The following is a 25,908-nucleotide window of genomic DNA, read 5'->3' as shown; positions in this document are numbered from 1 at the left end:
TCGGTTCCGTCAGTGCGGGCGGAATGACCGACCCAGTCCGGTGAGCTTGGTGGCGAAGGCAGCGGAGCCGAACAGTGCGTTGACGCGCTCCTGAGCCGGTGCCATGTCGACGAGGAGGGCGCGCTCGACCGCCTCGCGCAGCGTCGCGTCGTCGAGCGCATCGACGACGACACCGCCGTCGATGGCGAGCACGCTCTCGGACGCGCCACCTTCGGACAACACGAGCGCGGGCGTACCGAGTGCCATCGCCTCGACGGGCATGATGCCGAAGTCCTCGACGGCCGCGAACACCAGGAGCGACGCCGCCTGGTAGAGCGCGAAGAGCAGCTCGTCGCTCGGCCTCGTCATGATGATGACCGGCACCGTCGCGGCGTCTGCGAGTGCTTGCAACTCGGCGTGCTGCGGTCCAGCGCCCGCGAGCACGACCGGCAGCCCGGCGAGTTCGCCGGCGCGGATGGCGACGTCGAGTCGTTTGTAGTCGACGAAGCGGGAGGCGCCGAGGATGTACTCGGACGGCAGCGTCGAGAACAGGTAGGCGTCCTCGGCGCTCAGGCGGTCAGCCCAGGACGGCACGCTCTGGAGGTACTCGACGCGGACCGGCGGATGGATGACCTCGGCCTCGACGCCCCACGAGCGTTCCATCCGCTGGCGGATGTAGTCGCTGTTGGCGGCGAACGTCGCGCCGTCCTGCGCGCGCTTGCGGTCGACTCGACGGAGTGCGGGGGCGAGTGCGCGGGCAGCGAGGTTCCCGCCACGGACGTCCAGCTCGGGGGCCCAGAGGTATCGGGCAGGCGTGTGGACGTACACGAACCGCTGCGGTCCGTCGGCAGGCTGTCGTCCGCCGGCGTGATGCGCGAACGCGTGCGAGCTGATGAGGACGAAGTCGGCGGCGGAGACGTCGGTCCTGGCCCAGGTGGTCGGCATGAACGGCAGCGCGGCCGCTTTGCTCTTCCGCAGGGGTGTGCGGGCGATCCAGGATTCGCTCACGGTGTGGCCGGGGAAGCGGTCGGGCGCGTTGCTCCACAGGCAGTGGATGTCGGCGTCGGGATAGGCGGCGGCCATCGCATCGACGACGTTCTCGGAGCCGCCGTGCCGCTCGATCCACTCGTGGATGATGAGCCCCGCCATCAGTGGGCTTCCTTACCCGGAGCGACGACGGCCCGGATCGTCCGCCAGAGGATGACGACGTCGCCCATGAGCGACCAGTTCTCGACGTAGTACAGGTCCAGCCGGATCGCGTCCTCCCAGCTGAGCGCCGAGCGACCGCTGACCTGCCAGAGGCCCGTCATGCCGGGCTGCACGATGAGGCGGCGCTTGGCCGCGGAGTCGTAGAGTGCGACCTCGCCCTCACGCTGCGGGCGCGGGCCGACCAGGCTCATGTCGCCGCGGAAGACGTTGATGAGCTGGGGGAACTCGTCGAGCGAGAACTTCCGCAGGGTGGCGCCGACGCGGGTCAGGCGCGGGTCGTTCTGCACCTTGAACAGCGGGCGGTCGCTCGTGCCCTGCTGGGCGAGCAGCGCGGCGAGTTCAGCGTCGGCGTTCACCCGCATCGAGCGGAACTTGAGCATGTTGAACGGCTCGCCGTTGAGCCCGACCCGCTCCTGGCGGTACAGCACCGGTCCGGGGCTGGTGAACTTCACGAGGAGAGCGACGACAAGGAGGATCGGCGAGGCGACGAGCAGGATCGCACCGGAACCGAGGATGTCGAAGAACCGCTTCGAGAACCGCTTCCGGCCCTCGTAACGCGGGGTCTCCACGTGGATGAGTGGCAGGCCGGCCACCGGGCGGGTGTGGATGCGGGGGCCACCGATGTCGGTGAGGCTCGGCGCGACGATGAGGTGCTGACGGCCCGGCTCGAGACTCCAGCTGAGCTGCCGGACCCGTACCGGCGTGAGCTCGTCGGAACTCGTGATGATGACCGTGTCCGCACCGGTCGCTTCGAGTGCCTGCAGCACGGTGTCGACGGTGCCGGAGACCGGGATCGTCGTCGACCCGAGCGTGCCGCCGACCTTGCCCGTCGGAACGCAGGCGCCGACGACGCGGTAACCGGAGTCCGTCGAGCGACCCAGCTCGGCGGCGATGTGCTCCGCGGAGTCGGCCGACCCGACGAGGAGCACCAGCGAGGAGTACTTGCCCCGCGCGCGCTGCACCGACAGCCACTGCCGCCACATCCAGCGCGACAGGAGGAGCACGAGGATGCCGAGCGGGAACGCGAGGAGGAAGTACCCGCGGGCGAGGTCGAGCTTGAAGAGGAAGGCGACGATCGCGACGAGACCGAACAGTCGGATGCTCGCGTCGGCGATGAGCTTGTACTCGGCGTTGCCGTTGCCGACGATGCGAGCCTCTCGGGTGCCGAACACGCGGAGGGTGACCATCCACGCGCCGATCAGGACGAGCGAGATGATCGTGTAGTTCACCGCGACGGACATTCGATTGGAGAATCCGACGTTCGTCGTCTCCTGGTCGAAGTCGAACCAGACCAGTTGCGTCCCGAAGACCACCCAGATCAGCACCAGCGCATCCGTCAAGCGCGAGACGGTTCGCGTACACACGCCGCCAGTCGCGCACGACGACGGGCAGGTGGGGCGGGGGCAGTGCTCGCGGGCGTCGTTGGCAGCGGCACGGAAGGCTGCGACAACATGCGGTCTCCGTGGTGGAACACGTAATTACTACTGATGACGAGGGGCGAACGGCGGCGGTTCGATACGCGACTGTATCGGTGTTGTTGACACTAGCGGTCGGAGATGGCCGACATCTGTCCCCTTTTTGGCGGTTGTGACCCATTTGGGCCGCAATCGCGACAAATGTAGGGAAAACCCTACTGCGCACCAGACGTCGGGCCAGCGACCTCAGGACTGGAACTGCTCCCCACGAGACGCCGCCGTCGGGTGAGCTGAAGAGCGTGTCGCCCACCCAGAGCCAACTGACCCCCTCGGCCGAGGTGAGCGCGGCCGGTGCGGTGAGATCGGCCTCCGCGACACACCCGACACTCTCCGGCGCGGACGTGGCGGTCAGCGTCGTGCCGGGCACGCGGAGGACCCCGAGGCCCGCGCAACCGGTGACTCCACGGGCGGCGAACAGGATCTGTTCCGGCTGCAGCTCCACGGCATGGATGCCGGCGAACGGAATCGCCGTCCATGAGCCGTTCGACGCATCCCACTCGGCGAGGACTGCGGAGCAGGCCGTCACCGTGCGGGTTTCATCTGCCGCGAGCGCCTCGATGGCCGGGCACGCGTGCCGCGACCGGCTGGCCCGCCATGACGACGGCGCTCGAGCCGTCCGGCGCGACCGGTGTCTGGTACGCGACGGTCGAGAGCAACTCGGGCGTGGACGTCCCACGTGTCGCCGGCGTCGGCCGACGAGTATCCGCCGACCGTGCACTCCGGCCCGGCTGAACCGACGAGTTGCACCTCGTCCTCGCTCGTCGCCGTGAGGGCGTAGACGACGCGGAGGTCGAACGCCTGGGCGGTCGGGATCGCCGCCCAGGTGACGCCCGCGTCCTCGCTGCGCTCGACGACGGCGGGAGCCTCGCAGGTGCCTTGCGTCGCGCGCCAGAGGACCGTGGCGCTTCCCGGCAGCGATGAAGCGGTCGGTCGGCTCGGCGGCAGCGGGCTCCTCGGTCGACCTCCGGTGAGGCGGTGGCCGACGGTGTACCACCGAACGTCGGAATCGGGCGCTGCGTCGGCGTCGTCAGAGCTGCGGCCGTTGGCCGTGAGCGCGAGCCCGACGAGGACGACGTCGGCGACGAGGAAGAGCGCCAAGTCCGATGAGTCGCCAAGCGTCCGGCGTTTGGAGCCGAGTCGATCCCGGAACGTCTCCTTGCGATCGCCCGCGCGATACGTCGACCTGCTCTGCTTCGAGGTGTCACGCTCGGTCGCCCGCCTGAGCGAGTCGATCCGCGATGACGGAGACGTGGTCGTGGATCTGGTCGCCAACGCGCGCGTAGGTGGCCGCGCTCCGGCGGTAGGGGTCTTCGATGTCGTCGTCCTCCGGGTCCTCCGGCGGCGGAACGGAGCCACGCTGCGCGGCGACCTCGTCGACGAGCGTCCACGGGTCGGAGACGACGAGGAGCCTCCGCGACGAGCCTCGCGAACTGCGGCACGGTGAACGTGACGCGCGAGGCTCGGGGGAGGAGCCGTGCCACGACGCTGCGGTGCTCGCGGGTCGCCGTCAGGATCAAGTCGGCATCGGCCACGAGGTCGCGGTCGAGCGGTGTGGGGACGTGGCCCTCCGGTGATCCGCCGAACCGGCGCGACTGCTCGACGACCTCGTGAGGCATCTCGAGGCCCTGGCCGACGCCCGTCCCCGCGCTCGACACGGCGATCGGCCGGCCACCCGCGGTGACGCCGGCGGCCGCGAGCCGCGCGGTGAGGATCTGCGCACCGAGCGCCGAGCGGCAGATGTTCCCCGTGCAGACGAAGAGGACCGAGAACGGCCGAGTCGTGGGTTCCAGAGGAACCGGTCACTTCTTCACATCCTCGGCGTAGCCGTACCCGGCCCCGTAGCCGTAGCGGGCGTACCCGTAGGCGTCAGGGCCCTTGGTCGGCACCATGGTCATGACGAGTCCGGCGACCGAGGCGTTCACATGCGCCAGCGATTCGAGCGCACCCTTCAGCTGGTTCTTGTGGGTGCGGCCGGCTGCGACGACGACGAGCGCTCCACCGGTGTGACGGGCGAGGAGTGCACCGTCGGTGACCGGCAGGAGCGGCGGTGCGTCGATGAGGACGTAGTCGAACTGCTGCTCGAGGCCGCGGATCAGCTTCTGCATCGTCGACGGAACCGAGCAGCTCGCTCGGGTTCGGCGGCACGGCACCGGCGGGGAGGATCTGCAGCAGGCCGCGTCCCCACTGCTGCATCGTGTCGTCGAGGGTGGCGCGACGGATGAGGACGTCGCTGAGGCCGACCGCGCCCTCGATGTCGAAGTAGTTCGCGAGCTTGGGGCGGCGGAGGTCCGCGTCGATCAGGACGACCTTGTGGCCGGCGTCCGACAGCGCGATCGCCAGGTTCGCCGCCGTCGTGCTCTTGCCCTCGCTCTGGATGGACGACGTGATGACGTAGCTGCGTGGCTGGTCGGTCACGTCGAGGAACTGCAGGTTCGTCCGGAGGCTGCGGAACGACTCGGCGCGCGGGCTCTTCGGGTCGGCCTGCACGATGAGCGGACGCTGCTTCGCCTTCGGATCCCAGGCGATGCCGCCCATGAGCGGGATGTCCGTGACGCCCTCGACGTCGCGCTCGTTGCGGATGCGAGTGTCGAGCGTCTCCTTCAGCACGGCGAACCCGACACCGATCGCGAGGCCGACGAGGAGGCCGAGAGCGATGTTGAGGGGGACGTTCGGGCTCACCGGGGCGTTCGGGACGTCGGCCTGCTGCACGCAGGGTGAGCTTGACCGGGCTGGACGCGCCGTCCTCCGGGGTCTCGATCTTCGACACCACAGCCGTGAGGCTCTCCGCGGTGGTGTTCGCGATCTCAGCGGCGAGCACAGGGTCGGGGCTCATCGCCGTGATCTCGATGAGCGTCGTGTCGAGCGGCGCGGAAGCGGTGACCTGCTGTGGCGAGCTGCGCCCGCCGTGATGTTGAGTTCGCAGCGGTGCCGATCGACCGGGAGCAGCACGATCGGGGTGCTGACGAGGTCGGCGTAGGTCTTCACCCGCTGCTGTGTGAAGGCGTTGCCCTGGGCCAGTTCCTGCACGTTGTCGCTGGACTGCGTCGAGACGAACACCTTGGCCGACGAGCTGTACTCGGGCGTCTTGACGAGCGAGTAGGTCGCCGCCAGTCGCGACCCCGAGCGAGCGCGAGCGCGACGATCAGCACCCAGTACTTGCGAAGGACACGGAGATAGTCACGAAGCTCCACGCGGTGGCATCCGATCAGTCAGAGGGGAGAGCATGGCACCTCGGATCGGAGGCGGCCCCGAAGAGGGGGTTGTGAGCCATGGTGCCACAAACCGTCAGCTGTTCCCGAGCGTCGTGATCGAGCGAGTCGACGCGTGGCGTAGCTTTGCGACCGTGACGGACGACCTGGGAACCCCTTCGAGCACGGACACGCGACGCGCCAGGACGCGGCTGACCATCGCGCTCATCGGGCTCGCGGCCGCGGCGCTCCTGGCCGCGACCATGCGAGCCGGCGTGCAGCTCCCGCAGCCGTTCGACGCCCTCGGCGGCTACCTGCTCGTGTGGGTCCCGCTCCTCGGTGCGGTGCTGCTCGCCCGGTTCGCCGTCTCGTCGCCTCGCGGAAGCGCGCCCGTGCTCGGCCTCGCCTTCCGACCGATCGACCTGCTCTGGGGGCTGGCCGCGGGGCTCCTCCTCCGCATCGTCGTCAGTGTCCTCGAGGTGGTCGTCTACGGCTCATTGCCGGCGACGGCCGGCGGCGGAGCGCCGACCGGGAGTGCGCTCATCGTGATCTCGTTCATCGTCGCCGTGCTTGCGGCCACGGTGATCGCCCCCGTCGTGGAGGAGCTGTTCTTCCGAGGACTGCTGTTGCGATCGGTGCGCGGCAGTCTGCCCGGCCGGGCCGCTTGGATCGCCGTCGTGATCTCGGCAGCGCTGTTCGCGTCGCTCCACCTCGTGGTCGCCAGCGGGCCGTCGGAAGCACTCGTCACCGGTGTCGGGACGTTCCTCGTCGGGCTCGGAACCGGCACCGCCGCAGTGCTCACCGGGCGTCTCGGTCCGGCCATCGTGACGCACATCGTCTTCAACGCCTCGCGTCCTCGTGCTCGGTGTGACCGCCGTGACCGGTGGAACAGGCGTCGTGATTGAATAGCGCCCATGCCGTCCCCATCCGACGACCGTCGTTCATCTTCCGGCGGTCGCCCCGCCGCCCGACGGTCCGAGGGCTCGAGCCGCACTGACGGTGCCCGCCGGAGATCGAGCGCCAGTTCGCGGGCCCGTCGTCGGGAGGGCGCGCGTGACGAACGCCTGAAGGTGCGCCGTCGCAGGACGCTGCTCATCGTCGGTGGTCTCGTCCTCGTCATCGTCGCCGCCGTGGCTTGGATCGGCGTGCGCGCCTTCCTCGCCAAGGGCGAGCTCGAGGCGGCGGTCCCGTTGGCGCAGACGGTTCGCGAGCAGGTCGTCGCCGACGATCCCGGTTGCGGCCGGCAAGACCGCACGCGAGCTGGCTGCGCATGCGCGATCGGCCGCCGGCCTCACGAGTGATCCGATCTGGCGAGCCGCCGAGATCGTCCCGTGGGTGGGACCGAACCTCACCGCCGTCCGCGAGCTGGCCGGGGCGACCGAAGACGTCGCGGTCGGCGCCATCACGCCGCTCGTGAACCTCGCAGGGTCGCTGCGCCCGGAACTGTTCAAGCCCGTCGACGGCGCGGTGCCGCTGCAGCCGATCGTCGACGCACAGGAGGACGTGCGCAAGGCTGATGACGCTCTGGAAGGTGCCGCCAAGCGAGTGCGGACGATCGACGAAGGCCCGCTCATCAGCCAGGTCCGCGGCGCGGTCGACCAGTTGCGGCCCGTCCTCACCGAGACCGCCGACACGGTGGACGCGGCGAGACGCGCGATCGACCTGATGCCGGCCATGCTCGGTGCCGACGGGCCGCGCACCTACCTCGTGATGTTCCAGAACCCCGCCGAGCCGCGCGCGAGTGGCGGCAACCCGGGCGCGCTCGCGCTCATCGGCACCGACGGCGGACGGATCTCGTTGCTGCAGCAGGCGTCCACCGCCGACTTCCCGCGGTTCCCGGAGCCGGTGTTGCCGCTCGCCGAGCGACACGGCCGGCATCTACGGGAACATCACCGGTCGATGGTCATGCAGAACGTCACGCTGACGCCCCGGTTCCAGGAATCGGCCCAGCTGGCCTCCGAGATGTGGCTCGAGCGGTTCGGAACCCGGGTCGACGGTGTGCTCAGCATCGACCCGGTCGCCCTCGGCTACCTGCTCGACGCGACCGGCCCGATCGCCGCTCGCGACCGGCGACGAGCTGACCTCGGCGAACGCAGCTGCCGCTGCTGCTCAACGAGGTGTACATCCGGTACCCGGCCGGTCCCGATCAGGACGCGTTCTTCGCTGCGGCGTCGGGTGCGGTCTTCGACCGGATCGCCTCCGGGAACTTCGATCCGACCGCGTTCATCGGTGCGCTTGCGAAAGCCGGTTCGGAACGACGGGTGTTGATCTGGAATGCGGCCGAGACGGAACAGGCCCTGCTGGACGGGACGACGCTGACAGACCTGCTGCCGACCGCGGCCCAGGCTCCCAACGCGTTCGGCGTGTACATCAACGACGCCACCGGCAGCAAGATGGGCTACTACCTCGACGTGCAGACGGCTGTCGGGACGGCGCAGTGCGGCTCCGACGGGAGACTCCTCGGCCTGCGATTGACCCTGACGAACACCGCACCTGCTGACGCGGCGACGACGCTCAACGACTACATCACCGGGCCAGGGCCAGTACGGCGTGACCCAAGGGCAGCTTCCGGTTCCGGGTGATCGTCTATGCGCCCCCCGGGTCCATGCCGGGCGGCGTCGAGCGCGATGGGGTCAGTGCTCCCATCGCAGCCGGCGACCGACGGTGAGTTCCCGATCACGCAGTTCGCGATCGAACTCGCGCCTGGCGAGAGCACGACCGTCGACCTCGGTGTGACGGCGTATGACGCATCAGGAACGCCCGGAAGTCGTGGCTACGCCGAAAGTTCATCTCTCTGAAACACAACAGGCGTCCATTAACTGTGAATTTGCTCTACAGTAAGGACTGTTGTCGCTCTTGACCCGTTTTCGGGGGGTGTCGGGGAGGCACGATCTACTTCCGCCGCGACGACGACAGCGTCAAGGCGGTCGGCTACAGCACTGTCATCGCACCAGCACACCTGCAACAGCCTTCAAGGGGACACTCATGATCAAGAAAATCACCGCGATCTTCGCGCTGGTCCTCGCGGGCCTGTTCATCGCGCCTGTCGCAGCCAACGCCTTCTACGCTCCCGACGGATCCGTCACGGTCAGTGGCACGATCACGCCGGGCGGCACCAGCACGGTCGCCTTCACCGCCGGATCCTTCCAGCCCGGCGAGACGGTCTCGTTCACGCTGACCGGTGAGAACGCCTCGGGCGCCACCCTCGCCGCGGTCGACACGAAGTCGCTCCAGAAGACGGCTTCCGGCACGGGCGCCGTCAACCTCAACGTGACGCTCCCGAGCAACGCGACCGGCACGTACACGGTCACGGCCACCGGCCTCACCTCGGCTCGTCACCGTGCAACGCGACCCTCACGGTCACCGCTGCTGGCTCGGGCGGCTCGGGCGGCAACGACAACGACCTCGCTGACACCGGCTTCGGCGCTCCGGCGTTCGTCGTCTGGGGTGCAGCCGGCGCAGTCGCCCTCGGCGCAGCGCTCATCGCGGTCCTCGTCATGGTTCGTCGCCAGCGCGCTTCGCTCGCGGCCTAGTCACACCGCGGCTCACGCCGCACACGAAACGGCGGCCGGTGCTTCTGCACCGGCCGCCGTTTCGTCGTTCCCGAACCCTACGCGTCGTCGCTCGGGTGGTCGGGGTCCTCCTCCTGGTTGAAGTTCGAGGCGTCGGGGTCGTGACCGACCGCGAGGCCGTCCTCGCTGTTGGGGATGGTCTGGTTCTCGCCCAGGCCGCCCGGCTTCGGCGTTCCCTCGCTGCTGTTCTGGTCGGTGTCGTTCGTGTCGTTCGTCATGGGGACAGGTTAAGAGGTACGCGAGCGCGCGTGAGCAGGCTTGACAGGGTGCGCGGGCGGCGGTTCTGGGCCCTTCGACAGGCTCAGGGACCGGGAGGAGGGCTCAGGGACCGAGGCTATCTTGCGGAAAACGGATAGGCCGGGACATACCTCCCTTCCGGGGGACAGGTGGTGCGGCAATACAGTTCCAGCAGCCTGGGTCCGGTCGTCGGATCCTCCACGACCGAAACGAGCATCATGGCCACGACCGCTGGTACCAAGACCGCCCCCACGCCGATCGTCATCTCCTTCTGGCTGTGGGTCGTCTCCGCCGTCCTCTCCGTCATCTCCGGCGTCACCGCCGCGATGTCGGCCGGAACCGTCGCCGAGGCCGCAGCCGAACAGTCGGCCTCGGGAGGCGTGCTCTCCTCGAGCGTGCTCCTGATCTCGACCGCCGTCGGCGCGTTCATCGTCGGCGCACTCCACGTGCTGTTCGCCTTCTTCATGCTCCGGGGTCGCAACTGGGCTCGGATCGTCCTCACCGTGGTCGGCATCCTCTCCGTCCTCGGCTCGATCACCGGGCTGATCGCCCTCAACCCGCTCTCCTTCATCTTCGTCATCGTGACCATCGTCGCGATCGTCCAGATGTACGTGCCGGCAGCACGCGAGTACTTCGCCGCGAACAAGCGATGAGCGACCACTCCGCTGCACCGGCGGAGACCGCCCCGCGCCCGGGCTCGCGCCAGGAACGGGCCGAAGCCCGCCGCGCCGAGGCGCGCCTGCCCTACGCCCCCTCGCCTGACACCCGGTGGGGTACCCCGACCGCGCTGGTGACCTTCGTCGCGATCATCGCGCTCCTCGTCGTCGTCGAACTCGCGCGGACCTTCGGCGTCCTGTCCGGCGAGGTCGGCACGATGATCATGTGGATCATCTTCGACGGCGGCATCCTCGTCGCCCTCGCGATCGTCTGCCGCACCTGGGGAAGCGGGTCCTGGGCGAAGGACTTCGGACTCCGCTTCCGCTGGTTCGACGTGTTCATCGGGCTCGGTTCCGCCGTCGGCATCCAGCTGATCGGCGGCATGATCGGCCAGTTCGTCATCGCCCTCACCGGCGAGACACCCAAGTCGAACATCGCCCCGCCGTCGCCAGAGCTCGTCTGGGTACTGGTGAACACCGTGTTCGTCACCGCGATCGTCGCGCCGTTCTGCGAGGAAGCGCTCTTCCGCGGGCTCCTGCTCCGCGGGTTCCGGAACACGATCCTCCGCGGACGGACGACGAACGGCGTGCGCCGAGGTGCGGCGACGCCCTCGACCGCCCGACGTCGCACAGCGGCCATCGTCTCGGTGGGAGCGAGCGCACTGATCTTCGCCATCGTCCACCTCTATGAGGGCTGGGGCAGCCCGGTCACCATGGTGACGCTCGGACTCACCATCCTCGTGCTCGGCACGGTGAACGGTGTCTACGCCGCGACGACCCGACGCCTCGGACCGGGCATCTGGACGCACGTGTGGTTCAACACCTTCACGGTGCTGCTGACGCTGGCACGCAGCGGCAGCTGAACCCGGGCGCCGGTCCCTGGGCGAAGCGGGGAGCCCGTGGGCCCTTCGACAGGCTCAGGGACCGGCGGGGGCTCAGGGAGCCGCGGAGGCTCAGGGACCGGCGGAGGCTCAGGGACCGGCGGAGGCTCAGGGACCGGCGGGGACCGAGGGGTCAGGAGCGCGGCGGGGCGGACGCGGCGCTCGTAGGCGGCGTCGGCCGCGAGGACCGCGCGCACGCGGGCCAGGTCGAACTTCGGCTTGCGATCGAAGTCGTAGATGCCGTTCTGCTCCTGGAACGTGTCGGTGAGCTGCGTGTAGCAGTAGCCGAACATGTTCTCGTCGTCGGTCAGCACCCGGACGAGCCCCGCGAAGCGCTCGTGGAACTCCTCGACCGACGCCACCCGCGCACCATAGCCCCAGGAGTCACCGCCGGTGTCTGCGGCGGCGAGCTCCGCGTTCCACCAGATGCCGCCGAACTCCGACACGAAGAACGGCTGCCCCTCGTACGGCAAGGAGATGGTGCGTCCGTCCTCGAGGTTCGTGAACGGCTCACCGTCCGCGATCCCGCCCTGCTCGACGGCGAACGCCGCCGGGTCCTGCTCGTAGGAGTGCGCGTCCCACACGTCCGTCTCCCGCACCCGGTGCGCGTAGCCCGAGGCGTCGATCACCGGGCGACTCGGGTCGATCGAGCTTCGTCGCGAGGAACATGCCGCGCGTGACGTCGTCGAGGACGGTCACGCGGTCGTGCAGGGTCTGGTGCGTCTCGTTCAACGGGCACCAGCCGATGATCGACGGATGGTTGACGTCGCGCTCCAACGCCTCGACCCACTGCGTGATGAACGACGCCGTCGGACCCTGGTTGTGACCGACCGTGCCCGCACCCGACACGCCCCAGTCGCCGAACTCGCCCCACACCAGGTACCCGAGCCGGTCCGCGTGATAGAGGTACCGCTCCTCGAACACCTTCTGGTGGAGCCGCGCACCGTTGAATCCGGCGTCCATCCCGAGCGTGATGTCGGCCACGAGCGCGTCGTCGTCCGGCGCGGTCATGAGCGAGGACGGCCAGTACCCCTGGTCGAGCACGAGCCGCTGGAAGACGTGCTCGCCGTTGATCAGCACCGCGGTGCCGTCGATCGCGACACTGCGCAGCCCGGCGTAGCTCGAGACGCGGTCGGTGACGTCGCCCGCACCATCGCGGATCTCGATGTCGAGGGTATAGAGGAACGGGTCGGCGGGACTCCAGAGCCGCTGCTGGTCCGCCGGGACCTCGAGCCGCACCGACGGCGACATCGTCGAGCCGAGCTGCGCGGTCTCGCTCGCGACGACGACACCGTCGGCGGACAGGGTCACCGTCGCGGTCGCACCGGCGGCGTTGCGACTGGGGATGAGCGTGCAGTCGAAGCGCGCGGCGTCCGCATCGGGGACCACGGTGAACCGCCGCAGGTGCAGCTCGTCGACGGCCTCCACCCAGACCGTCTGCCAGATCCCCGTCGTGCGGGTGTAGTAGCAGTCGGTGTTGCCGTACCAGGTCGCCTGCTTCCCACCGGCCTTCGGCTCGTGACGGGTGTCGCGGGCGCGCACCACGATCTCCAGTTCCTGGCCCGGCTCGACCGCGCCGAGCGGCACGCGGATCGGCGTGAAGCCACCCCGATGCCGCATCGCCTCGACCCCGTCGACCCACACGGTCGTGTCGTGGTCGACGGCACCGAAGTGCAGCACGCCGTGCTTCCCCTGCCAGCCGGCCGGCACCGTGAACCGCGTGCGGTACCAGACGGCCTCCATGAAGTCGGTGTGCTCCACGCCCGACGCGGCCGACTCCGGCGCGAACGGGACGAGGATGCGGTCGGTCAGTTCGCGGCCGAGGAGCCCGCGCTCGAGCCCGCTGTCGCCAGCGTCGATCTCGAACTCCCACAGGCCGTTGAGATTGACCCAGCCGTCACGGACGAGCTGCGGCCGGGGGTACTCCGGGCGCGGCTGCGGCGTGGAGTCGGCGCGGCCGCTCGGCAGCGGGGCGGGGAAGAGGAGAGGGTGCGTCATGGGTGTCGTTCCGATGCGTCGTGATGGGTGGAGGTGTCGTCGGGCCCTTCGACAGGCTCAGGGACCGGGGGTGGGGCTCAGAGACCGAGGGCGGTTAGGCCCTTCGACAGGCTCAGGGACCGGGAGTGGGCTCAGGGACCGAGGGGGCGTGAGCCTGTCGAAGGGCGGGGGAGTTGCTACCGGGCGTCGTCGACGGCCTTCGTCAGCTCGGCGACGAAGGCTTCGGCGGCCTCCTTGGGCGTCGTCTTGCCGAACTGGACGTCCTGGTTGTAGCGGCCGAGGATCTTCTCGCTGTCGCCACCACCGACGGGCGTGATCGCCGGCGGGGTGCCGGACTCCTCGCGCGCGGCGTCGACCACGCCGGCCACGATGCGGTCCGTCGGCGTCAGGTCGGGGTCGATCGCCTTCTGGAAGTCCGGGTTCGCGGGCATGCCGCGCTCGGTGCCGAACAGCTTCGCGACCTCGGTGTCCGTCGTGAGGAAGTCCACCAGCAACGCCGCCTCAGCGGGGTGCTCGGACTTCGACGAGACCGACCAGTACATCGACGGCTTCAGGTACTGGAATCCCTGCGGACGAGTCCTTCGCTCGCCGGGAACGGCAGCAGGTCGAGCTGGTGGTCGGGTGCAGCGGCCTGGAAGGCGGTGAGCACCGACGACGGCTGGAAGGTCATCGCGACCTTGCCCGTACTCATGTCCATGAGGTCGATCGCCACACCGTTGCCCTCGGCCAGCTGCGAGGCGCTCGGGGCCGCGCCGCTCTCGATCTGGTCGAGCGCGTACTGCCAGTAGCTCTCCACGACCTCGGGCTTCAGGATGACCTTGCCGTCCTTGTCGTAGATGTCGTTGCCGTGCTGCCGGGCCCACAGGGTGAGGGTCGGCATGTCGCCGCCGAAGGGGGACATCCCGTGGACGGCACCGCCCGAGGCCTCGGTCACCTGCAGGGCGACCTCGTTGAGCTCGTCCCAGGTCCAGGTCGTCGCGTCGGGCAGCTGGATCCCGTACTGCTCGAAGATGGACCGGTTGACCATGAGGCCGACGGTGCCGACGCCGATCGGCACGCCGTACAGCTCGTCCTTCACCTTGCCCTGGTCGAGCACCTCGGCGCTGAGGTCGGAGGTGTCGAGGAACTCGTCGAGAGCACCGAGGTCGGCGAGGGCACCGCGCTGGGCGTACGAGGCGAGGTAGAGCTGGTCGAACTGCATGACGTCGGGGGCGTCTCCGCCGGCGACCGTGGTGGCGAGCTTGTCCCAGTAGCCGCCCCACTCGGTGGACTGACCCTTCACGGTGATGTTCGGGTACTTCTTCTCGAAGAGGTCGATGGCCGCGCGGGTGCGCTCGTCGCGGGCCGTGGCACCCCACCAGTTGAAGGTGATGGTGACGTCCTCGTCGCTGAGCGCGGCGTCGCCGTTCCCACCGCCGACGGCGCAGCCGCTGAGGGCGAGCGCCGAGATGGCGGTTGCGGCTGCGAAGCCGAGGAGGCGGGACCGGGATCGTGGTTGGCGTTGCATGATGCTCCTTTGCATGGGGTGGATGGGGTGGGAGGGGCTCAGCTCGCGGCGGTGATCGCCGTGCGGAGTTCGTCGATGTAGGCCTTCGCGGCCTCGGCCGTGGTCTTCCTGCCGAACTGGACGTCCTGGTTGTACCGGGCGAGCATGGACTCCGCGTCCTCGGCACCGACCGGCGTGATGCCGGGTGCGTCGCCCGACAGTGCGGTCGCGGACTCGATCGCATCGGCGACGATCTGATCGCCGGGCGTGAGGTCCGGCGCGACCGCCTCCTGGAAGGTGGGTGTGGCCGGCATGCCGCGCTCCGTGCCGAACAGCTTGGCGACCGCCGGCTCCGAGGTCAGGAAGTCGATGAGCAGCGCCGCCTCAGCAGGGTGCTCGGACTGCGACGAGACCGTCCAGTACATGGACGGGCGGACGTACATGTAGCCGTCCGTCGCGTCCGCATCCGCCGGGATGGGGACGAGGTCGAAGGCGCTGTCGGGCGCGGCGGCCTGGTACGCGGTGACGAGCGCCGACGGTGCGAAGGTGAACGCGGTCTTCCCCGTCGCGATGTCGGACAGGTCGAGCGCGGAACCGGCCTGCTCAGCCAGTTGCGATGCCGTCGGTGCGGCACCGCTGTCGATCTGCGCGAGCGCGTAGTCCCAGTAGTCGGTGAGGACCGACTCCTCGAGGATGAGCTCGCCCTCGGTGTCGTAGACGTCGTTGCCGTGCTGCCTGGCCCACAGGGTGAGCGTCGGCATGTCCCCGCCGAAGGGGGTGATGCCGTGCACCGCGCCACCGGATGCCTCCGTCACGGCGAGTGCCGTCGCCGTGAGGTCGTCCCACGTCCACGTCGTCGGATCGGGGAGGTCGACGCCGTACTGCGCGAGGACGCTCGTGTTCACGAGGACGCCCGTCGACCCCACGCCGGCCGGGACGCCGTGCAGCTTGCCGTCGACCCTGCCCTGATCGAGGAGCGGCTCCGGGAACTCCGAGGTGTCGAGGACGTCGGCGTACTCGTCGACGTCGGCGAGTGCTCCGCGCTGCGCGTAGGAGGAGAGGTGCGTCTGGTCGAACTGCATCACGTCGGGTGCGTTGCCGCCGGCGGCGGTCGTGGCGAGCTTGTCCCAATACCCACCCCACTCGGTGGACTGGGGCTTCACCGTGATGTTCGGGTACTGCTCCTCGAAGAGGTCGATCGCAGCGCGCGTGCGCTCATCGCGCGCACTCGCTCCCCACCACGCGAACGAGATGGTGACGTCCTCGTCGCTGAGGGACGCGTCGCCGTTCCCGCCGCCCACGGCACAGCCGGTGAGGGCGAGCGCGGAGACGGCGGTGGCGGCCGTGAAGCCGAGGATGCGGGACCGGGGGCGTGGGTGGCGTCGCATGGTTCTCCTTCGGGAGGGATGGAACGGGATGAGGATGGCCCTTCGACAAGCTCAGGGACCGGGTTGTGGCTCAGGGCCGGTTCGACAGGCTCAGGGGACCAAGTGCAGCTCGGGGGCTACTTGCCTCCGGTGGTCGCGATGCCTCGCAGGAGGAACCGCTGACCGAACAGGAAGGCGAGGAACACCGGCAGCAGGGTGACGACGCTCATGGCGAAGAGGGCGCCGTAGTCCGATTGCGACTGGGTGTCGACGAACGAGCGGAGGGCGACCGACGACGTGTACTTGTCGGGGTCGGTCACGAAGATCAGCTGGCCGAAGAAGTCGTTCCACGTCCAGATGAAGGTGAAGATCGCCGTCGTCGCGAGGGCCGGGGTCATGAGCGGGAGCATGATCTGCACGAAGATCCGCAGGTGCCCGGCTCCGTCGATGCGCGCCGCCTCGTCGAGCTCCCGGGGGATGCCGCGGATGAACTGCACCATGAGGAAGATGAAGAACGCGTCCGTCGCGAGGAACTTCGGCACGATGAGCGGCAGGTAGGTGTTGATCCAGTCGAGCTGGGCGAAGATGACGTACTGCGGGATGATCAGCACGTGGATCGGCAGCATCATCGTGAGCAGCATCGCCGCGAAGGCGAAGCGCTTGAACCGGAACCGCAGCCGGGCGAAGCCGTACGCGGCGAGTGAGCAGGTGAGCAGGTTGCCGATGATCGAGCCGACGACCACGATCGCCGAGTTCGCCAGGTAGCTGCCGAACGGCTGCGCCAGAGCGTTCCAGCCGTTCGTGTAGTTCGACGCCTCGAAGGTGTCGAGCACGAGGCCCGGGTTGTCGAAGATGTACCCGTTCGGGCGGAGTGACGACACCACCATCCACAGCACGGGGTACAGCATCAGCAGCCCGAGCAGGATCAGCAGCGCGTGCTTGCCGATGCTCGAGATCCGCTGTCGGCGCAGGAGCTTGGCGCGCTGAGCGTCGCCCCGCTCGCGACGGGCGGCCGCATCGGGCGAGAGGCCGTCCTCGGACGAGGGGCGGGTCTTGAGGTCAGTCATCGTAGAACACCCAATACTTCGAGGCCCAGAAGTTGATGGCCGTGGCGGCGGCGATGATGATGAGCAGGAGCCACGCGATCGCCGACGCGTACCCCATCTGGAAGCTGCCGAAGCCCTTCTGGTACAGGTAGAGCGTGATGAACAGCGTCGAGTCGGACGGCCCGCCCGATCCGTTCGACACCACGTAGGCCTGCGTGAACGACTGGAACGCGCCGATGATGCCGAGCACGAGGTTGAAGAAGATGATCGGGCTGAGCAGCGGCAGCGTGATCGACCGGAACTGCGTCCACCGGCCGGCACCGTCCGTCGACGCCGCCTCGTAGTACTGCCGCGGGATCTGGCGGAGCCCGGCGAGGAAGATCACCATCGGAGCACCGAACGTCCACACGTGCAGGATGATCAGCGTCGACAGCGCGGTGTCGGGTTCCGAGATCCAACCGGGGCCCTGGATACCGAAGACGGCGAGCAGGGCGTTGACGAGGCCGCTCGAACCGAAGACGAGGCGCCAGAGGACGGCGATCGCGACGCTGCCGCCGAGCAGTGACGGCAGGTACAGCACCGACCGGTAGAACGAGAGTCCGCGCAGGCCGCGGTCCAGGAGGACCGCGATCGCCAGGGCGACCATGAGCTGCAACGGCACCGAGACCAGGACGTAGGTGATCGTCACCCCGAGGGACTGGTGCAGGCGGGGGTCCTCGACCATCCGCTGCGCATTCTCCAGCCCGGTGAAGTTCGGGTTCTGGAGGAGGTTGTAGTCGGTGAACGACAGGTAGAGCGAGACGAGGACCGGCCCGAGCGTGATGACGAGGAAGCCGATGATCCAGGGGCCGAGGAAGAGGAGCGCCGCGCGGTTGTCGCGGAACTCGGAGGCGTCGCGATGCTTGATCGCCCCCTTCGGCGTCCGCAGCGCGCGCAGCTCGTTGAGCGCGCTCATGTGGCGGCTCGGGTGATGGGTGGTGGGCTCTCGAACATGCTGCGCATCTCCTTCGACTCGCTGCGACCGTGCTGACAGGGAGACACGCTAACCGCTTGTGCTACGTAGCACAAGACGGATTTGGAAATCGGTTTCCGTTGGTATCCGGCGGTCGTGGAGTCGGTACGCTTGCGTCAGTACCGACGCACGGTGGAGCGCGCGCGACCGACGGGGAGGCACGGATGGCAGTGACCGCACGGGATGTCGCGCAGGCGGCCGGCGTCTCCCAGCGCACGGTGTCGGACGTCGTGAACCTGCCGGGACGGGTCGGTGCCGAGACCCGCAAGCGCGTGCAGGCGGTCATCGACGAGCTCGGCTATCGGCCCAATCCGCACGCGAGAGGACTCCGGAACAACCGCAGCGGACTCATCGCCCTCGTCGTCCCCGAGCTCGACGTTCCGTACTTCTCCGACCTCGCCCGCTGCCTCATCCCCGAACTCACGAAGCGCTCGCTCACCCTCGTCGTCGACCAGACGAACGGCGACCCGGAACGCGAGCGCGCCGTGCTCACCGGGGGAGCGGTGTCCTCGACCTTCGACGGCGTGCTGCTCAACGCGCTCAACCTCACGGCCGCCGACGTCGAAGCAGCCGCCGCGACCCAGCCGATCGTCCTGCTCGGCGAGCGCGACTACGGCGCGAGCGCGGACCACGTCGCCATCGACGGGACCGAGGCGGCCTACATGGCGACCAGGCACCTGATCGAACGGGGATGCACGCGCATCGGCGCCATCGGTCGGCAGGCCCATTCCACGGGCACCGCGAAGCAGCGCGTGGACGGGTTCACGAGGGCGATGCACGAGGCCGGACTCGACCCGAACCGGTATATGGCCGAAGGGGAATACGATCGCGCGAGCGGAGCGGCGGTCATGGGTGCGCATGCTCGACGCCGGCGATCCTCCCGACGGCGTGTTCTGCTTCAACGACCTCATGGCGCTGGGCGCGATGCGTGCCGCGTGGGATCGCGGTGTCGACATCCCGCGCGACCTGGCGGTGGTCGGCTTCGACGACATCGAGGACGGCCGGTACGCGATGCGGTCACTGACGACGGTCGCGCCCGACAAGGAGGCCATCGCCCGCGAGGCCGTCGCGATGCTGGTCGAACGCGTGGCCGGGCACGTCGGGCCGGGGCGGCGGGTGCGCGCCGGGCTTCGAACTCGATCGTGCGGGAGTCCTCGGCCGGGTGACGCGGCGCGACTCGCTACGGCGACGACCGCGCACGTCGCCGTTCGTTCCGAGCGCGTTCGAGGTGCCGCCTGCACGACCCGGTCCACGGCGACGTCCAGCTCGTGGCACGGCATCGGTGACGATCGGGCTCCGATGTAGTACGTTGGACGCCGAGGTAGACGCCGCCGAGCAGTCCGAGGCTGAATGTCGAGGTGACCGTCGTGGTGCCACGTCGTCGAGGTCGGTGTCGATGACCGAGTTCGGCGGGTCGAAGCCGATGCGTTCGCCGAGTAGGCGTAGTGTGATCGTGTACCCGGCCGGGATCCGTGTAGACGACTGGTGTACGAGGCGACGCAGCCCGACGGCAGTTCGGATTGAAGGTGCAACTCGAGAACGTCGGCGCCGGCACGACGTGGCCGCGGTGAAGCTGCCCGTCCCGAGATTCGGGATCGGCCCATGCCGCGTCGACCGGCGCCGGTGCGGGGTGCGCGAGGAGGCGTCCCATCGCGACGGCGATGCACCGTCGCGGCGGTCCGGCGGTGCCACGGGAGGACACGGCCGCCGTCCTCGACCCCGCTGTCGCATCATCGGCCGCGCAGGATCGTCAGTGCCCCTCGCCGAGCGCGAGTGCTGACGCAGCGCGCCGAACCACGCGCCGACGAGACCGATCAGGATCGCGCCCGCAGCCGCCCACACGGCGAACTCGATGCTCGCGCCGGTGCGGGGGAGCGTGGTGATCGGGCCGGGCGAGACCGACACGTCGTCGCCGATGCCCTCGGCCGTGACCGTGAGGGCGACCGAGGCGTCCACCACGGCTGCACCGGACGGCATCCGGACGTCGAACTTCAGCCACCACGCCTCCGAGCTGCGCATCGAGAGGACCGCGCGCTCCACGCCGTCGACGGGCACCGCCATCTCGTCGAACAGGTGGGTGACGGTGCCGACGCAGCCGGCCGCGGTCCAGCGGACGGAGCAGGCGTCGACCACCATGACGAGCCCGAGCTCCGACGAGCCGGAGCCGACCATGGACACGTCGATGGAGCCCGGTGTGGCTTCGGGCTTGGTGCTGATGCCCACCTCCCAAGGCGTCGACCGACCCGGGGTGAGGGACCGCATGGCCGACGGGTCGCCGATCGAGGTGAGGACGACCGCCTCACCGGCGATGACGTCGACCATCGGCTCGGCGTGCGCGGGAGCGGCGCCGCCGATCGCGAGGCCGGCTCCGAGGAGGAGGGCGACCGGTGAGCAGCGGAGCGCGGCGTGGCGGGCCGGTCGTGGTCCGGTCGCCTTCGGTGCCGGCCGTGGAGGATCGGTGTCGGGAAGCAGCACGACCGTCTCCGCCGGTCCCTCCCGAGCCACCTGGCGGGCGCTTGCGGTCGGAGCGCGGCCAGAACGCCCACATGACGAGGGCCGAACAGCTGAGCGTCAGTCCGGCCAGGACCCACGGGTTGGACAGCCACACGACGAGGTACGCGAGCCCGGGCACCGAGGCGAGCACGATGCGGACCGTCGAGACGGTGTACGGCTCGGGGTCCTCCGACAGGTTCGCGTCGCCCTGCATGGTGATCGTCCGCTGTGGTCCTGCGGTGTCGACACCGGCGGTCACCGAGGTGACGCGGTGGGTGACCGGCAGCTGACCAGCGCGATCCACCGTCACCACATCGCCGACCGTGATGTCGGACGCGGGGATCTCGCGGACGAGCGCGAGTGAGCCGGTGGGGATCGTCGGGCTCATGGAACCGGTCTTGAACATGATGAGGGTGATGTTGAAGCAGGTCGCGAGGATGACGAGCACGATGCAGACCACCCCGCCGACGGCGGCGAGGTTCAGCAGGGTGCTGCCGACGATCGACGCCACCGAGCGGCGGGGGTGCTGCCGCTCGGTGGCGTCGATCGCTTCCGTGGAGGGTCGGGTCACGGTGCTCCGATCAGGAACTGGAGGTGCTGGTGATCTGCCACGTCGCCGACGCCGTCCCGCCCTGGAAGCTGGAGGCGGTGCCGGCCTTCACCCGCACGTCGAAGCAGAAGCGCACGGTGGAGTTGCCCGCCGCGGTGAGCGCGCCGGTCGCGGTCGGCGGAGCCGTGCCCGTCGAGAGCGACGCGGTGTACGCGGGGACGGTCGCCGAGGTGAACGCGGCGGCGTTGCACGCCGTGCCCGCCGCCGTCGTGACCACGCGGTACTCGAGCTGCGGCAGGAGGGTGCCCGTCGCCGCCGAGACTGCCGACAGCGCCGCCGTCCCGCCGATGTTCGTCGCAGCGGTCGTGCGGATGTCGATGTAGGCGAACTGGGAGAGCCCTGGCGACATGGCGGTGGCGTTGAACACCAGCGTGGCCGGGTTCGCCGCCTCGTGCGCCGCCCAGGTCGACGACGAGGTCTGCGACTCCACGGCGAAGGTGCTCGCCGCGAAGGTCGCCGTTCCGAACTCGTCGTCGCTCCAGGCCGCGAGGGTGAGCGAGGTCCCGACGCCCAGCACGAGCGCTGCCGCGAGGGCCGCTCTGGCCTTCGTGTAGCGCGACGTGCTCCGTCGTTCATCGGTGCGGTGGTGTCTCCCCGCCGCCGGGGTGTGCCGTCCCATGATCGCCGTCCCGCCGCGGGTTACGGCAGCGGGGTGGTGGACTCGGCCGCGAACTCCCAGACGACGGTGCCGCTCGGCGACGACTGCGGGAGGCTCGCCGCCGGGGTGACCTCGAAGCAGAGGAACACCGGCGTGGTGACGGCACCGAGCGTGAAGATGTCCGCGGCCGTGCTCGACGTCGTGGCGGCATCCGTCACGAGCGGGTCGCCGGCGGCGAAGCTCGCGGCGTCGCAGCCGAAGGTGGTGGTCTCCACGACGGAGTAGCTGAGCGAGGAGGCGATGGCGGCTCCGCTCGTGGCGGTGATGTCGACCGTGCCGGCGTACGTCGACGCGGCGGTCAGCTGGACGGCGAAGCCGGCGTAGACAGGCTCCTCGGGTGCCAGGTTGTCGGCCTCCACCGCGAAGGTGAGCGGGGCGGCCGCAGCCTCGGTCGGGTGCTCGGTGAACGCGGTGCCGTCCGTGCTGCCCTCGATGCCGAACCCACCACCGGCGAAGATCCCGGTCGCGAACTCGGAGTCGTTCCAGGCAGCGAGCGTGATGGCCGCACCGACGCCGAGCACCAGGCCGCCGGCGAGGATCGCCTTCGCCCGCTTGCTGCGCTGGCCGCGGACGGGCGCGTCGGTGCCGGTGGCCGCTGAGGCCTCGGTGCTGGTGTCGATGGTCATGGAAGCCCCCTGGAGTCCGCCGGTGACGGCTCGCGTCACCACAGGTGTCGGGCGTGCGGAGACGGCCTCCGCGCGTCTCACGACACCCTCAGGACGATAGGCAGCAGGCTGACGGTTGTAACCAGTAGTGGGGTACTGGGATCGCCGGACGCTACCGAGAAAACTGCTGAACCGCGCTGCGTCGCCCGCTCCGGGGGTCAGGCCTGACGCTGCGAGGACTGCGCGACGAGGCGGCCGAGGTCGCGCCGTCTCCCCGCGCCCAGCTTCGTCCGCGCTTGGAGCACGTGCGACTCGACGGTGCGGACGCTGAGGAAGAGCCGCGTCGCGATCTCCTGGTTGCTCAGTCCTTGCGCGATGAGCAGGGCGACCTCCAGCTCCCGCCGGGTGAGCGCGCTCAAGTCGGCCCCGGCGGTCTCCTGGCCGGTGTCCGTCTGCCCGCGGGAGAGGTAGGCCAGGGGAGCGTGTGTCGAGGGCGGCTCCACTGGGACGGTGCGCTCGACCGGCACCGTCTCCTCGGTCGTTCTCCGCCCGGTAGGTGGAGAACACCGGCGACGGATGACGCGAGCGGGGTCCGTCGGGCCTCCGCATCCGCAGCGGCGCCTGGCGTGGGACCCACGAGTTCGGCGGCCCGCTCCGCGCAACGGCGGGCGTGCTGCAGTCGCCCCTGGGCCTCGTGGAGCCGTTCTGCGAGCAGATGGGCCCCGATCGCCCGATGCCGCGCTCCGACCTCCTCGAGCGAACAGGCGGCCTCCTCGGCGCGGCTCGCGTCGCCGGCGGCGCCGGCCTCGAGGAGCAGCATGAGCGACGCCTGCAGGGGCGTGAGCTCCTGCGATCGGGCGTCCACGACCCAGGACAGGGTCTCGGACAGGTCGGCGCCGGCCGCGGCGGCCAGGCTCGCGGAGTAGATCCGCTGGGTCAGCGGCTTCCGGATGTCCTGCGCGAGCCGACGCAGGTGATCCCGGGCGTCCATGACGCGACCGCCTGCCATCAGCAGACCGAAGTCGGCGATGTCCGCCAGGTAGGAGAGGACCGTGGAGGCGGCGATGAGGCGTTCGTCCTCGGCAGCTCGCCGTTCCGTCGCCTCCTCGAGCTCGCCGGTCTGAGCGAGAGCGCCGACGAGGAGGAGCGCGGTCTGCGTGTGCACCTCGGGCGGAACGGTCGAGTCGAGGAGCCGCTCGACGACCCGGAGGTCGGCCACGGTGCGGTCCGGGCGGCCGTCGAAGAACGCCAACTGGGCTCCGAGGATCCCGACGATGCACTGGTCCGTCGTCGCCAGGCGCCCGGTCCCGCGCTCGGCACGAGCGACGAACTCGTCGATGTAGCGCGCGAAGCCGGCCCAGGAGAGTCCGGTGAGCAGGCGGATGGTGCCGGCCGACAGGACGTACATGGCGCTCGCGTCGCGCAGGGCGTGCGACAACGGCCGCGCGGCGCTGTAGGGCACCGACCGGTAGACGGCGTCACCCAGCTGGAGCAGCTCCCGCAGCTCGGACGGTGGCAGCCTGAGGCCGAGCCTGGTCACGAGCGCAGCGGCGGCATACAGTCGCGAGGACTGCGCGGCGTCGACGTCGCGCAGGACCTTCCAGAAGACGGCATCGCTCTCGGTCGGACTCCTGCCGATCCTGGTCGCGCCAGGTCTCGACCATCAGGATCCGCTGGGACAGCACGCGGCTGTGCTCCTCCTGCTCCGTCAGCTCCTGCGCGCAGGTGCGTTCGGACCAGCGGTCGAGGGTCGCCCGCCAACTCAAGACCTCCGCCTGCATGTCCTCGTCGGAATCGGCCGCGGGATCGACCTCGAGGACCCGCTGAGCCCCGTCACCGTCGCCCAGCATGGCGAGCGACCGTGACCACTGGAGCGCCGCTGCCACGGACGGGCGCCAGGTGTACGCGCGTTCGGCGAGCAGACGACCGTCCTCGGCGAGGCCGGAGACGTTCGCGACGTGCGCCGCCTCGAGGAAGGTGCGGGCCATCGTGAGGGACTCGAACCCCTCGTCCAGCTCGGTGTGCGGAGCCGTCAGCCAGTACCGGCCGAGGATGAAGGACTCGTTCGGCGTGAGACGGGCACCGCCACGCAGGTCCGAGATGAGCGTCCGCTGGACGCGGTCGTGGCGGTGCAGTCGTCCGCTGTGGCGCCACTCCGCGAGTGCCGACCACGCGTGCAGTTCGTCGGCGACGATGCGGTCCTGGCCTGAGCCGTCGTGCCGCGCGAGTCCGAGCCGGAGGAGCGCGTGCAACTGGTGCTCGCCGAGCAGGCGGATCGCGCGCGAGTAGGGGACCGGGCCGAGCTTCGCCAGCATGACCAGCGCGTAGCGACCCTCGTCCTCGAGCCGGGAGAGCTGGGGTTCCGTGAGGTCGTGCACTCGCGGTGAGACCCCCGCGACCCCGAGCGAGAGGATGCTGCGCGGCAGGTAGAACTCCCCACCCGTCTCGAGCGCGTCCTTGGTGAGCTCATGCACGAGTCGCGGAGAGCCGTTGCTCAACCGCACGATGACGGCCTTGGCCATGTCGTCGAGGACCGCGTCGTCGGCGGCTTCGTCCACCATCGCCGAGGCTTCGAACCCGTCGAGCGCCGGGAGGTCGATCCGTGTGAGCGACCCGGTCCGCCAGACGGCGAGGAGCCGATCGGCGGACTCGTCGCCGCGCCCCTGCAGTCCGGCGAGCTCCTGTTCCAGCGTCACCAGGGCGACCTGCTCACGCGACCGCGAGAGTTCGATGATGTCGGCGAGGCTCGCCGGGTGGAGGTTCGCCCCGTCGTCGACGATGAAGACGGCACCGCTCGGTACCGTGCGCCAGTCGCTCAGCGTGTGCGAGGCGTCCCGTGACGCACCCGACACGTGGATGACCGGGCGTCCGTCCTCGTGCATCCGACGTCCGATCGCGTCCGCGGTGAAGGTCTTGCCGTAGCCGTGTGGTCCGACGAGGAGCGTGCTGGTCCGGTTCGCGATGAGCGCCGTCATCCGGGCGATCGCGGCCGCTCGACCGCTCGGTTGGGCGGGAGCGCGGGTGGCGGATTGGCGGAACTCGCCGGAGCGACGGGTGGGCGACGCGGCGGACCGCGCGCCGCCACTGAACCGATGCGCACCCGGGTTCATGGGATGACCTGCTCGGCCGACCTCGGATGTGGCTTTCGCTCCACTGCCGTCGCAACCGGTTCTTCCATATCGCAGCCCCCTCAAGCTCCGTCAGGACGACGGGATCCGCATCACTAGGGACGCTGCGAATACTCCGTCGGATGCCCCATTATCCGTAATCCCTGAGTGCTCCCGCAGCCCTAAGAGAGCGTTCTCAGTAGAAACTACGCACCCCAGTCGGGGGTAAACCCCCGGCCAGTGCGGGTTATCTCTCAACCGTCATCGATGACATGGCACGGATGGAACCGACTGCACTGGAGCCCCGCCACCGATGATGCGTCGGAGGG

At 69.6% G+C, this 25,908-nt stretch carries 25 protein-coding genes and 3 pseudogenes; 9 read left to right on the top strand and 19 right to left on the bottom strand.

Translation table 11 applies throughout. The annotated features are described in order from the left end of the window. Nucleotides 1-9: 9 nt before the first annotated feature. From AC5JOC_RS15610 to AC5JOC_RS15590, 5 genes and pseudogenes are all read right to left on the bottom strand, one after another. The gene (locus AC5JOC_RS15610; protein WP_494246768.1) at nucleotides 10-1,128 is read right to left on the bottom strand and encodes a glycosyltransferase; all 1,119 of its coding nucleotides are present in this window, start codon (nucleotides 1,126-1,128) and stop codon (nucleotides 10-12) included. Then, nucleotides 1,128-2,513, bottom strand: coding sequence for a sugar transferase (locus tag AC5JOC_RS15605; RefSeq protein WP_494246767.1), 1,386 nt, complete (start codon nucleotides 2,511-2,513; stop codon nucleotides 1,128-1,130). The genes AC5JOC_RS15610 and AC5JOC_RS15605 overlap by 1 nt, the downstream gene beginning before the upstream one ends. A gap of 672 nt (nucleotides 2,514-3,185) precedes the next feature. Continuing rightward, on the bottom strand, nucleotides 3,186-3,761 hold the full coding sequence (locus AC5JOC_RS15600; protein WP_494246766.1) for a hypothetical protein: 576 nt from the start codon (nucleotides 3,759-3,761) through the stop codon (nucleotides 3,186-3,188). A 371-nt stretch (nucleotides 3,762-4,132) separates the two neighbouring features. Further along, a pseudogene (locus AC5JOC_RS15595) lies at nucleotides 4,133-4,453 on the bottom strand (arsenate-mycothiol transferase ArsC); the annotation flags it as partial. A 76-nt stretch (nucleotides 4,454-4,529) separates the two neighbouring features. Continuing rightward, nucleotides 4,530-5,372: a tyrosine-protein kinase domain-containing protein gene (locus tag AC5JOC_RS15590; protein ID WP_494246765.1), complete on the bottom strand. Its 843-nt coding sequence runs from the start codon at nucleotides 5,370-5,372 to the stop codon at nucleotides 4,530-4,532. 11 nt (nucleotides 5,373-5,383) lie between these two features. Here AC5JOC_RS15590 and AC5JOC_RS15585 point away from each other — a divergent pair, with 11 nt between their 5' ends. Next, nucleotides 5,384-5,572, top strand: coding sequence for a hypothetical protein (locus AC5JOC_RS15585; protein ID WP_494246910.1), 189 nt, complete (start codon nucleotides 5,384-5,386; stop codon nucleotides 5,570-5,572). Here the strand turns inward: AC5JOC_RS15585 and AC5JOC_RS15580 are convergent. Continuing rightward, the gene (locus tag AC5JOC_RS15580) at nucleotides 5,493-5,720 is read right to left on the bottom strand and encodes a hypothetical protein (RefSeq protein WP_494246764.1); all 228 of its coding nucleotides are present in this window, start codon (nucleotides 5,718-5,720) and stop codon (nucleotides 5,493-5,495) included. The genes AC5JOC_RS15585 and AC5JOC_RS15580 overlap by 80 nt on opposite strands. Nucleotides 5,721-6,006: 286 nt before the next feature. Here AC5JOC_RS15580 and AC5JOC_RS15575 point away from each other — a divergent pair, with 286 nt between their 5' ends. The 5 genes from AC5JOC_RS15575 to AC5JOC_RS15555 all read left to right on the top strand — a co-directional run bounded on the left by AC5JOC_RS15575 (nucleotide 6,007) and on the right by AC5JOC_RS15555 (nucleotide 9,505). Then, nucleotides 6,007-6,756, top strand: coding sequence for a CPBP family intramembrane glutamic endopeptidase (locus tag AC5JOC_RS15575; protein ID WP_494246763.1), 750 nt, complete (start codon nucleotides 6,007-6,009; stop codon nucleotides 6,754-6,756). Nucleotides 6,757-6,921: 165 nt separating this feature from the next. Next, nucleotides 6,922-7,152, top strand: coding sequence for a hypothetical protein (locus tag AC5JOC_RS15570; RefSeq protein ID WP_494246762.1), 231 nt, complete (start codon nucleotides 6,922-6,924; stop codon nucleotides 7,150-7,152). Between the two features lie 34 nt (nucleotides 7,153-7,186). Next, nucleotides 7,187-8,119: a DUF4012 domain-containing protein gene (locus AC5JOC_RS15565; protein ID WP_494246760.1), complete on the top strand. Its 933-nt coding sequence runs from the start codon at nucleotides 7,187-7,189 to the stop codon at nucleotides 8,117-8,119. After that, the gene (locus AC5JOC_RS15560) at nucleotides 8,113-8,433 is read left to right on the top strand and encodes a hypothetical protein (protein WP_494246759.1); all 321 of its coding nucleotides are present in this window, start codon (nucleotides 8,113-8,115) and stop codon (nucleotides 8,431-8,433) included. Before AC5JOC_RS15565 ends, AC5JOC_RS15560 begins: the two co-directional genes overlap by 7 nt. Before the next feature lie 403 nt (nucleotides 8,434-8,836). Next, a complete protein-coding gene (locus tag AC5JOC_RS15555) occupies nucleotides 8,837-9,505 on the top strand; it encodes a hypothetical protein (RefSeq protein WP_494246758.1) in 669 nt (222 codons plus the stop codon). On the opposite strand, the gene AC5JOC_RS15550 is transcribed toward AC5JOC_RS15555, so the two are convergent. Then, entirely contained in the window at nucleotides 9,462-9,641 is a 180-nt protein-coding gene (locus AC5JOC_RS15550; RefSeq protein WP_064296076.1) for a hypothetical protein, read from the bottom strand. The two genes, AC5JOC_RS15555 and AC5JOC_RS15550, sit on opposite strands and share 44 nt — an antisense overlap. A 237-nt stretch (nucleotides 9,642-9,878) precedes the next feature. Here AC5JOC_RS15550 and AC5JOC_RS15545 point away from each other — a divergent pair, with 237 nt between their 5' ends. Next, complete coding sequence (locus AC5JOC_RS15545) at nucleotides 9,879-10,313, top strand: hypothetical protein (protein WP_159879719.1); 435 nt, start codon at nucleotides 9,879-9,881, stop codon at nucleotides 10,311-10,313. After that, nucleotides 10,310-11,179, top strand: coding sequence for a CPBP family intramembrane glutamic endopeptidase (locus AC5JOC_RS15540; RefSeq protein ID WP_494246757.1), 870 nt, complete (start codon nucleotides 10,310-10,312; stop codon nucleotides 11,177-11,179). The genes AC5JOC_RS15545 and AC5JOC_RS15540 overlap by 4 nt, the downstream gene beginning before the upstream one ends. Before the next feature lie 179 nt (nucleotides 11,180-11,358). Here AC5JOC_RS15540 and AC5JOC_RS15535 read toward each other — a convergent pair. The 6 genes and pseudogenes from AC5JOC_RS15535 to AC5JOC_RS15510 all read right to left on the bottom strand — a co-directional run. Continuing rightward, nucleotides 11,359-13,195: pseudogene (locus AC5JOC_RS15535) on the bottom strand (glycoside hydrolase family 2 protein); the annotation flags it as partial. A gap of 176 nt (nucleotides 13,196-13,371) precedes the next feature. Beyond that, nucleotides 13,372-13,737 (bottom strand): hypothetical protein, encoded by a 366-nt coding sequence (locus tag AC5JOC_RS15530; RefSeq protein WP_494246756.1) that lies wholly within the window; start codon nucleotides 13,735-13,737, stop codon nucleotides 13,372-13,374. Nucleotides 13,738-13,745: 8 nt separating this feature from the next. After that, entirely contained in the window at nucleotides 13,746-14,702 is a 957-nt protein-coding gene (locus AC5JOC_RS15525) for an ABC transporter substrate-binding protein (protein WP_494246755.1), read from the bottom strand. A gap of 38 nt (nucleotides 14,703-14,740) precedes the next feature. After that, nucleotides 14,741-16,069, bottom strand: coding sequence for an ABC transporter substrate-binding protein (locus AC5JOC_RS15520; RefSeq protein ID WP_494246754.1), 1,329 nt, complete (start codon nucleotides 16,067-16,069; stop codon nucleotides 14,741-14,743). Nucleotides 16,070-16,185: 116 nt separating this feature from the next. Next, the gene (locus tag AC5JOC_RS15515) at nucleotides 16,186-17,115 is read right to left on the bottom strand and encodes a carbohydrate ABC transporter permease (protein WP_085512504.1); all 930 of its coding nucleotides are present in this window, start codon (nucleotides 17,113-17,115) and stop codon (nucleotides 16,186-16,188) included. After that, nucleotides 17,108-18,049 (bottom strand): carbohydrate ABC transporter permease, encoded by a 942-nt coding sequence (locus AC5JOC_RS15510; protein ID WP_079706839.1) that lies wholly within the window; start codon nucleotides 18,047-18,049, stop codon nucleotides 17,108-17,110. Before AC5JOC_RS15510 ends, AC5JOC_RS15515 begins: the two co-directional genes overlap by 8 nt. Before the next feature lie 221 nt (nucleotides 18,050-18,270). On the opposite strand from AC5JOC_RS15510, the pseudogene AC5JOC_RS15505 reads away from it, so the two are divergent. Continuing rightward, nucleotides 18,271-19,411: pseudogene (locus AC5JOC_RS15505) on the top strand (LacI family DNA-binding transcriptional regulator). A gap of 994 nt (nucleotides 19,412-20,405) precedes the next feature. On the opposite strand, the gene AC5JOC_RS15500 reads toward AC5JOC_RS15505, so the two are convergent. The 6 genes from AC5JOC_RS15500 to AC5JOC_RS15475 form a co-directional block, all read right to left on the bottom strand. Further along, nucleotides 20,406-21,170, bottom strand: coding sequence for a signal peptidase I (locus AC5JOC_RS15500; RefSeq protein WP_494246753.1), 765 nt, complete (start codon nucleotides 21,168-21,170; stop codon nucleotides 20,406-20,408). Nucleotides 21,171-21,180: 10 nt separating this feature from the next. Beyond that, nucleotides 21,181-21,828, bottom strand: a complete 648-nt coding sequence (locus tag AC5JOC_RS15495) for a SipW-dependent-type signal peptide-containing protein (protein WP_124769920.1) — start codon at nucleotides 21,826-21,828, stop codon at nucleotides 21,181-21,183. A 20-nt stretch (nucleotides 21,829-21,848) separates the two neighbouring features. Next, nucleotides 21,849-22,493 carry a SipW-dependent-type signal peptide-containing protein gene (locus tag AC5JOC_RS15490; RefSeq protein ID WP_137243736.1) on the bottom strand — a complete coding sequence of 215 codons (645 nt, stop codon included), beginning with the start codon at nucleotides 22,491-22,493 and terminating at the stop codon, nucleotides 21,849-21,851. 197 nt (nucleotides 22,494-22,690) lie between these two features. After that, entirely contained in the window at nucleotides 22,691-22,891 is a 201-nt protein-coding gene (locus AC5JOC_RS15485) for a response regulator transcription factor (RefSeq protein WP_494246752.1), read from the bottom strand. Further along, nucleotides 22,888-24,012: a hypothetical protein gene (locus tag AC5JOC_RS15480; RefSeq protein WP_494246751.1), complete on the bottom strand. Its 1,125-nt coding sequence runs from the start codon at nucleotides 24,010-24,012 to the stop codon at nucleotides 22,888-22,890. The genes AC5JOC_RS15485 and AC5JOC_RS15480 overlap by 4 nt, the downstream gene beginning before the upstream one ends. After that, nucleotides 23,951-25,582 carry a P-loop NTPase family protein gene (locus tag AC5JOC_RS15475; RefSeq protein ID WP_494246750.1) on the bottom strand — a complete coding sequence of 544 codons (1,632 nt, stop codon included), beginning with the start codon at nucleotides 25,580-25,582 and terminating at the stop codon, nucleotides 23,951-23,953. Before AC5JOC_RS15475 ends, AC5JOC_RS15480 begins: the two co-directional genes overlap by 62 nt. Between the last annotated feature and the right edge of the window lie 326 nt (nucleotides 25,583-25,908).

It is taken from the genome of Plantibacter sp. (assembly GCF_059073635.1).
This window is presented reverse-complemented; position numbering and strand designations above follow the sequence as displayed.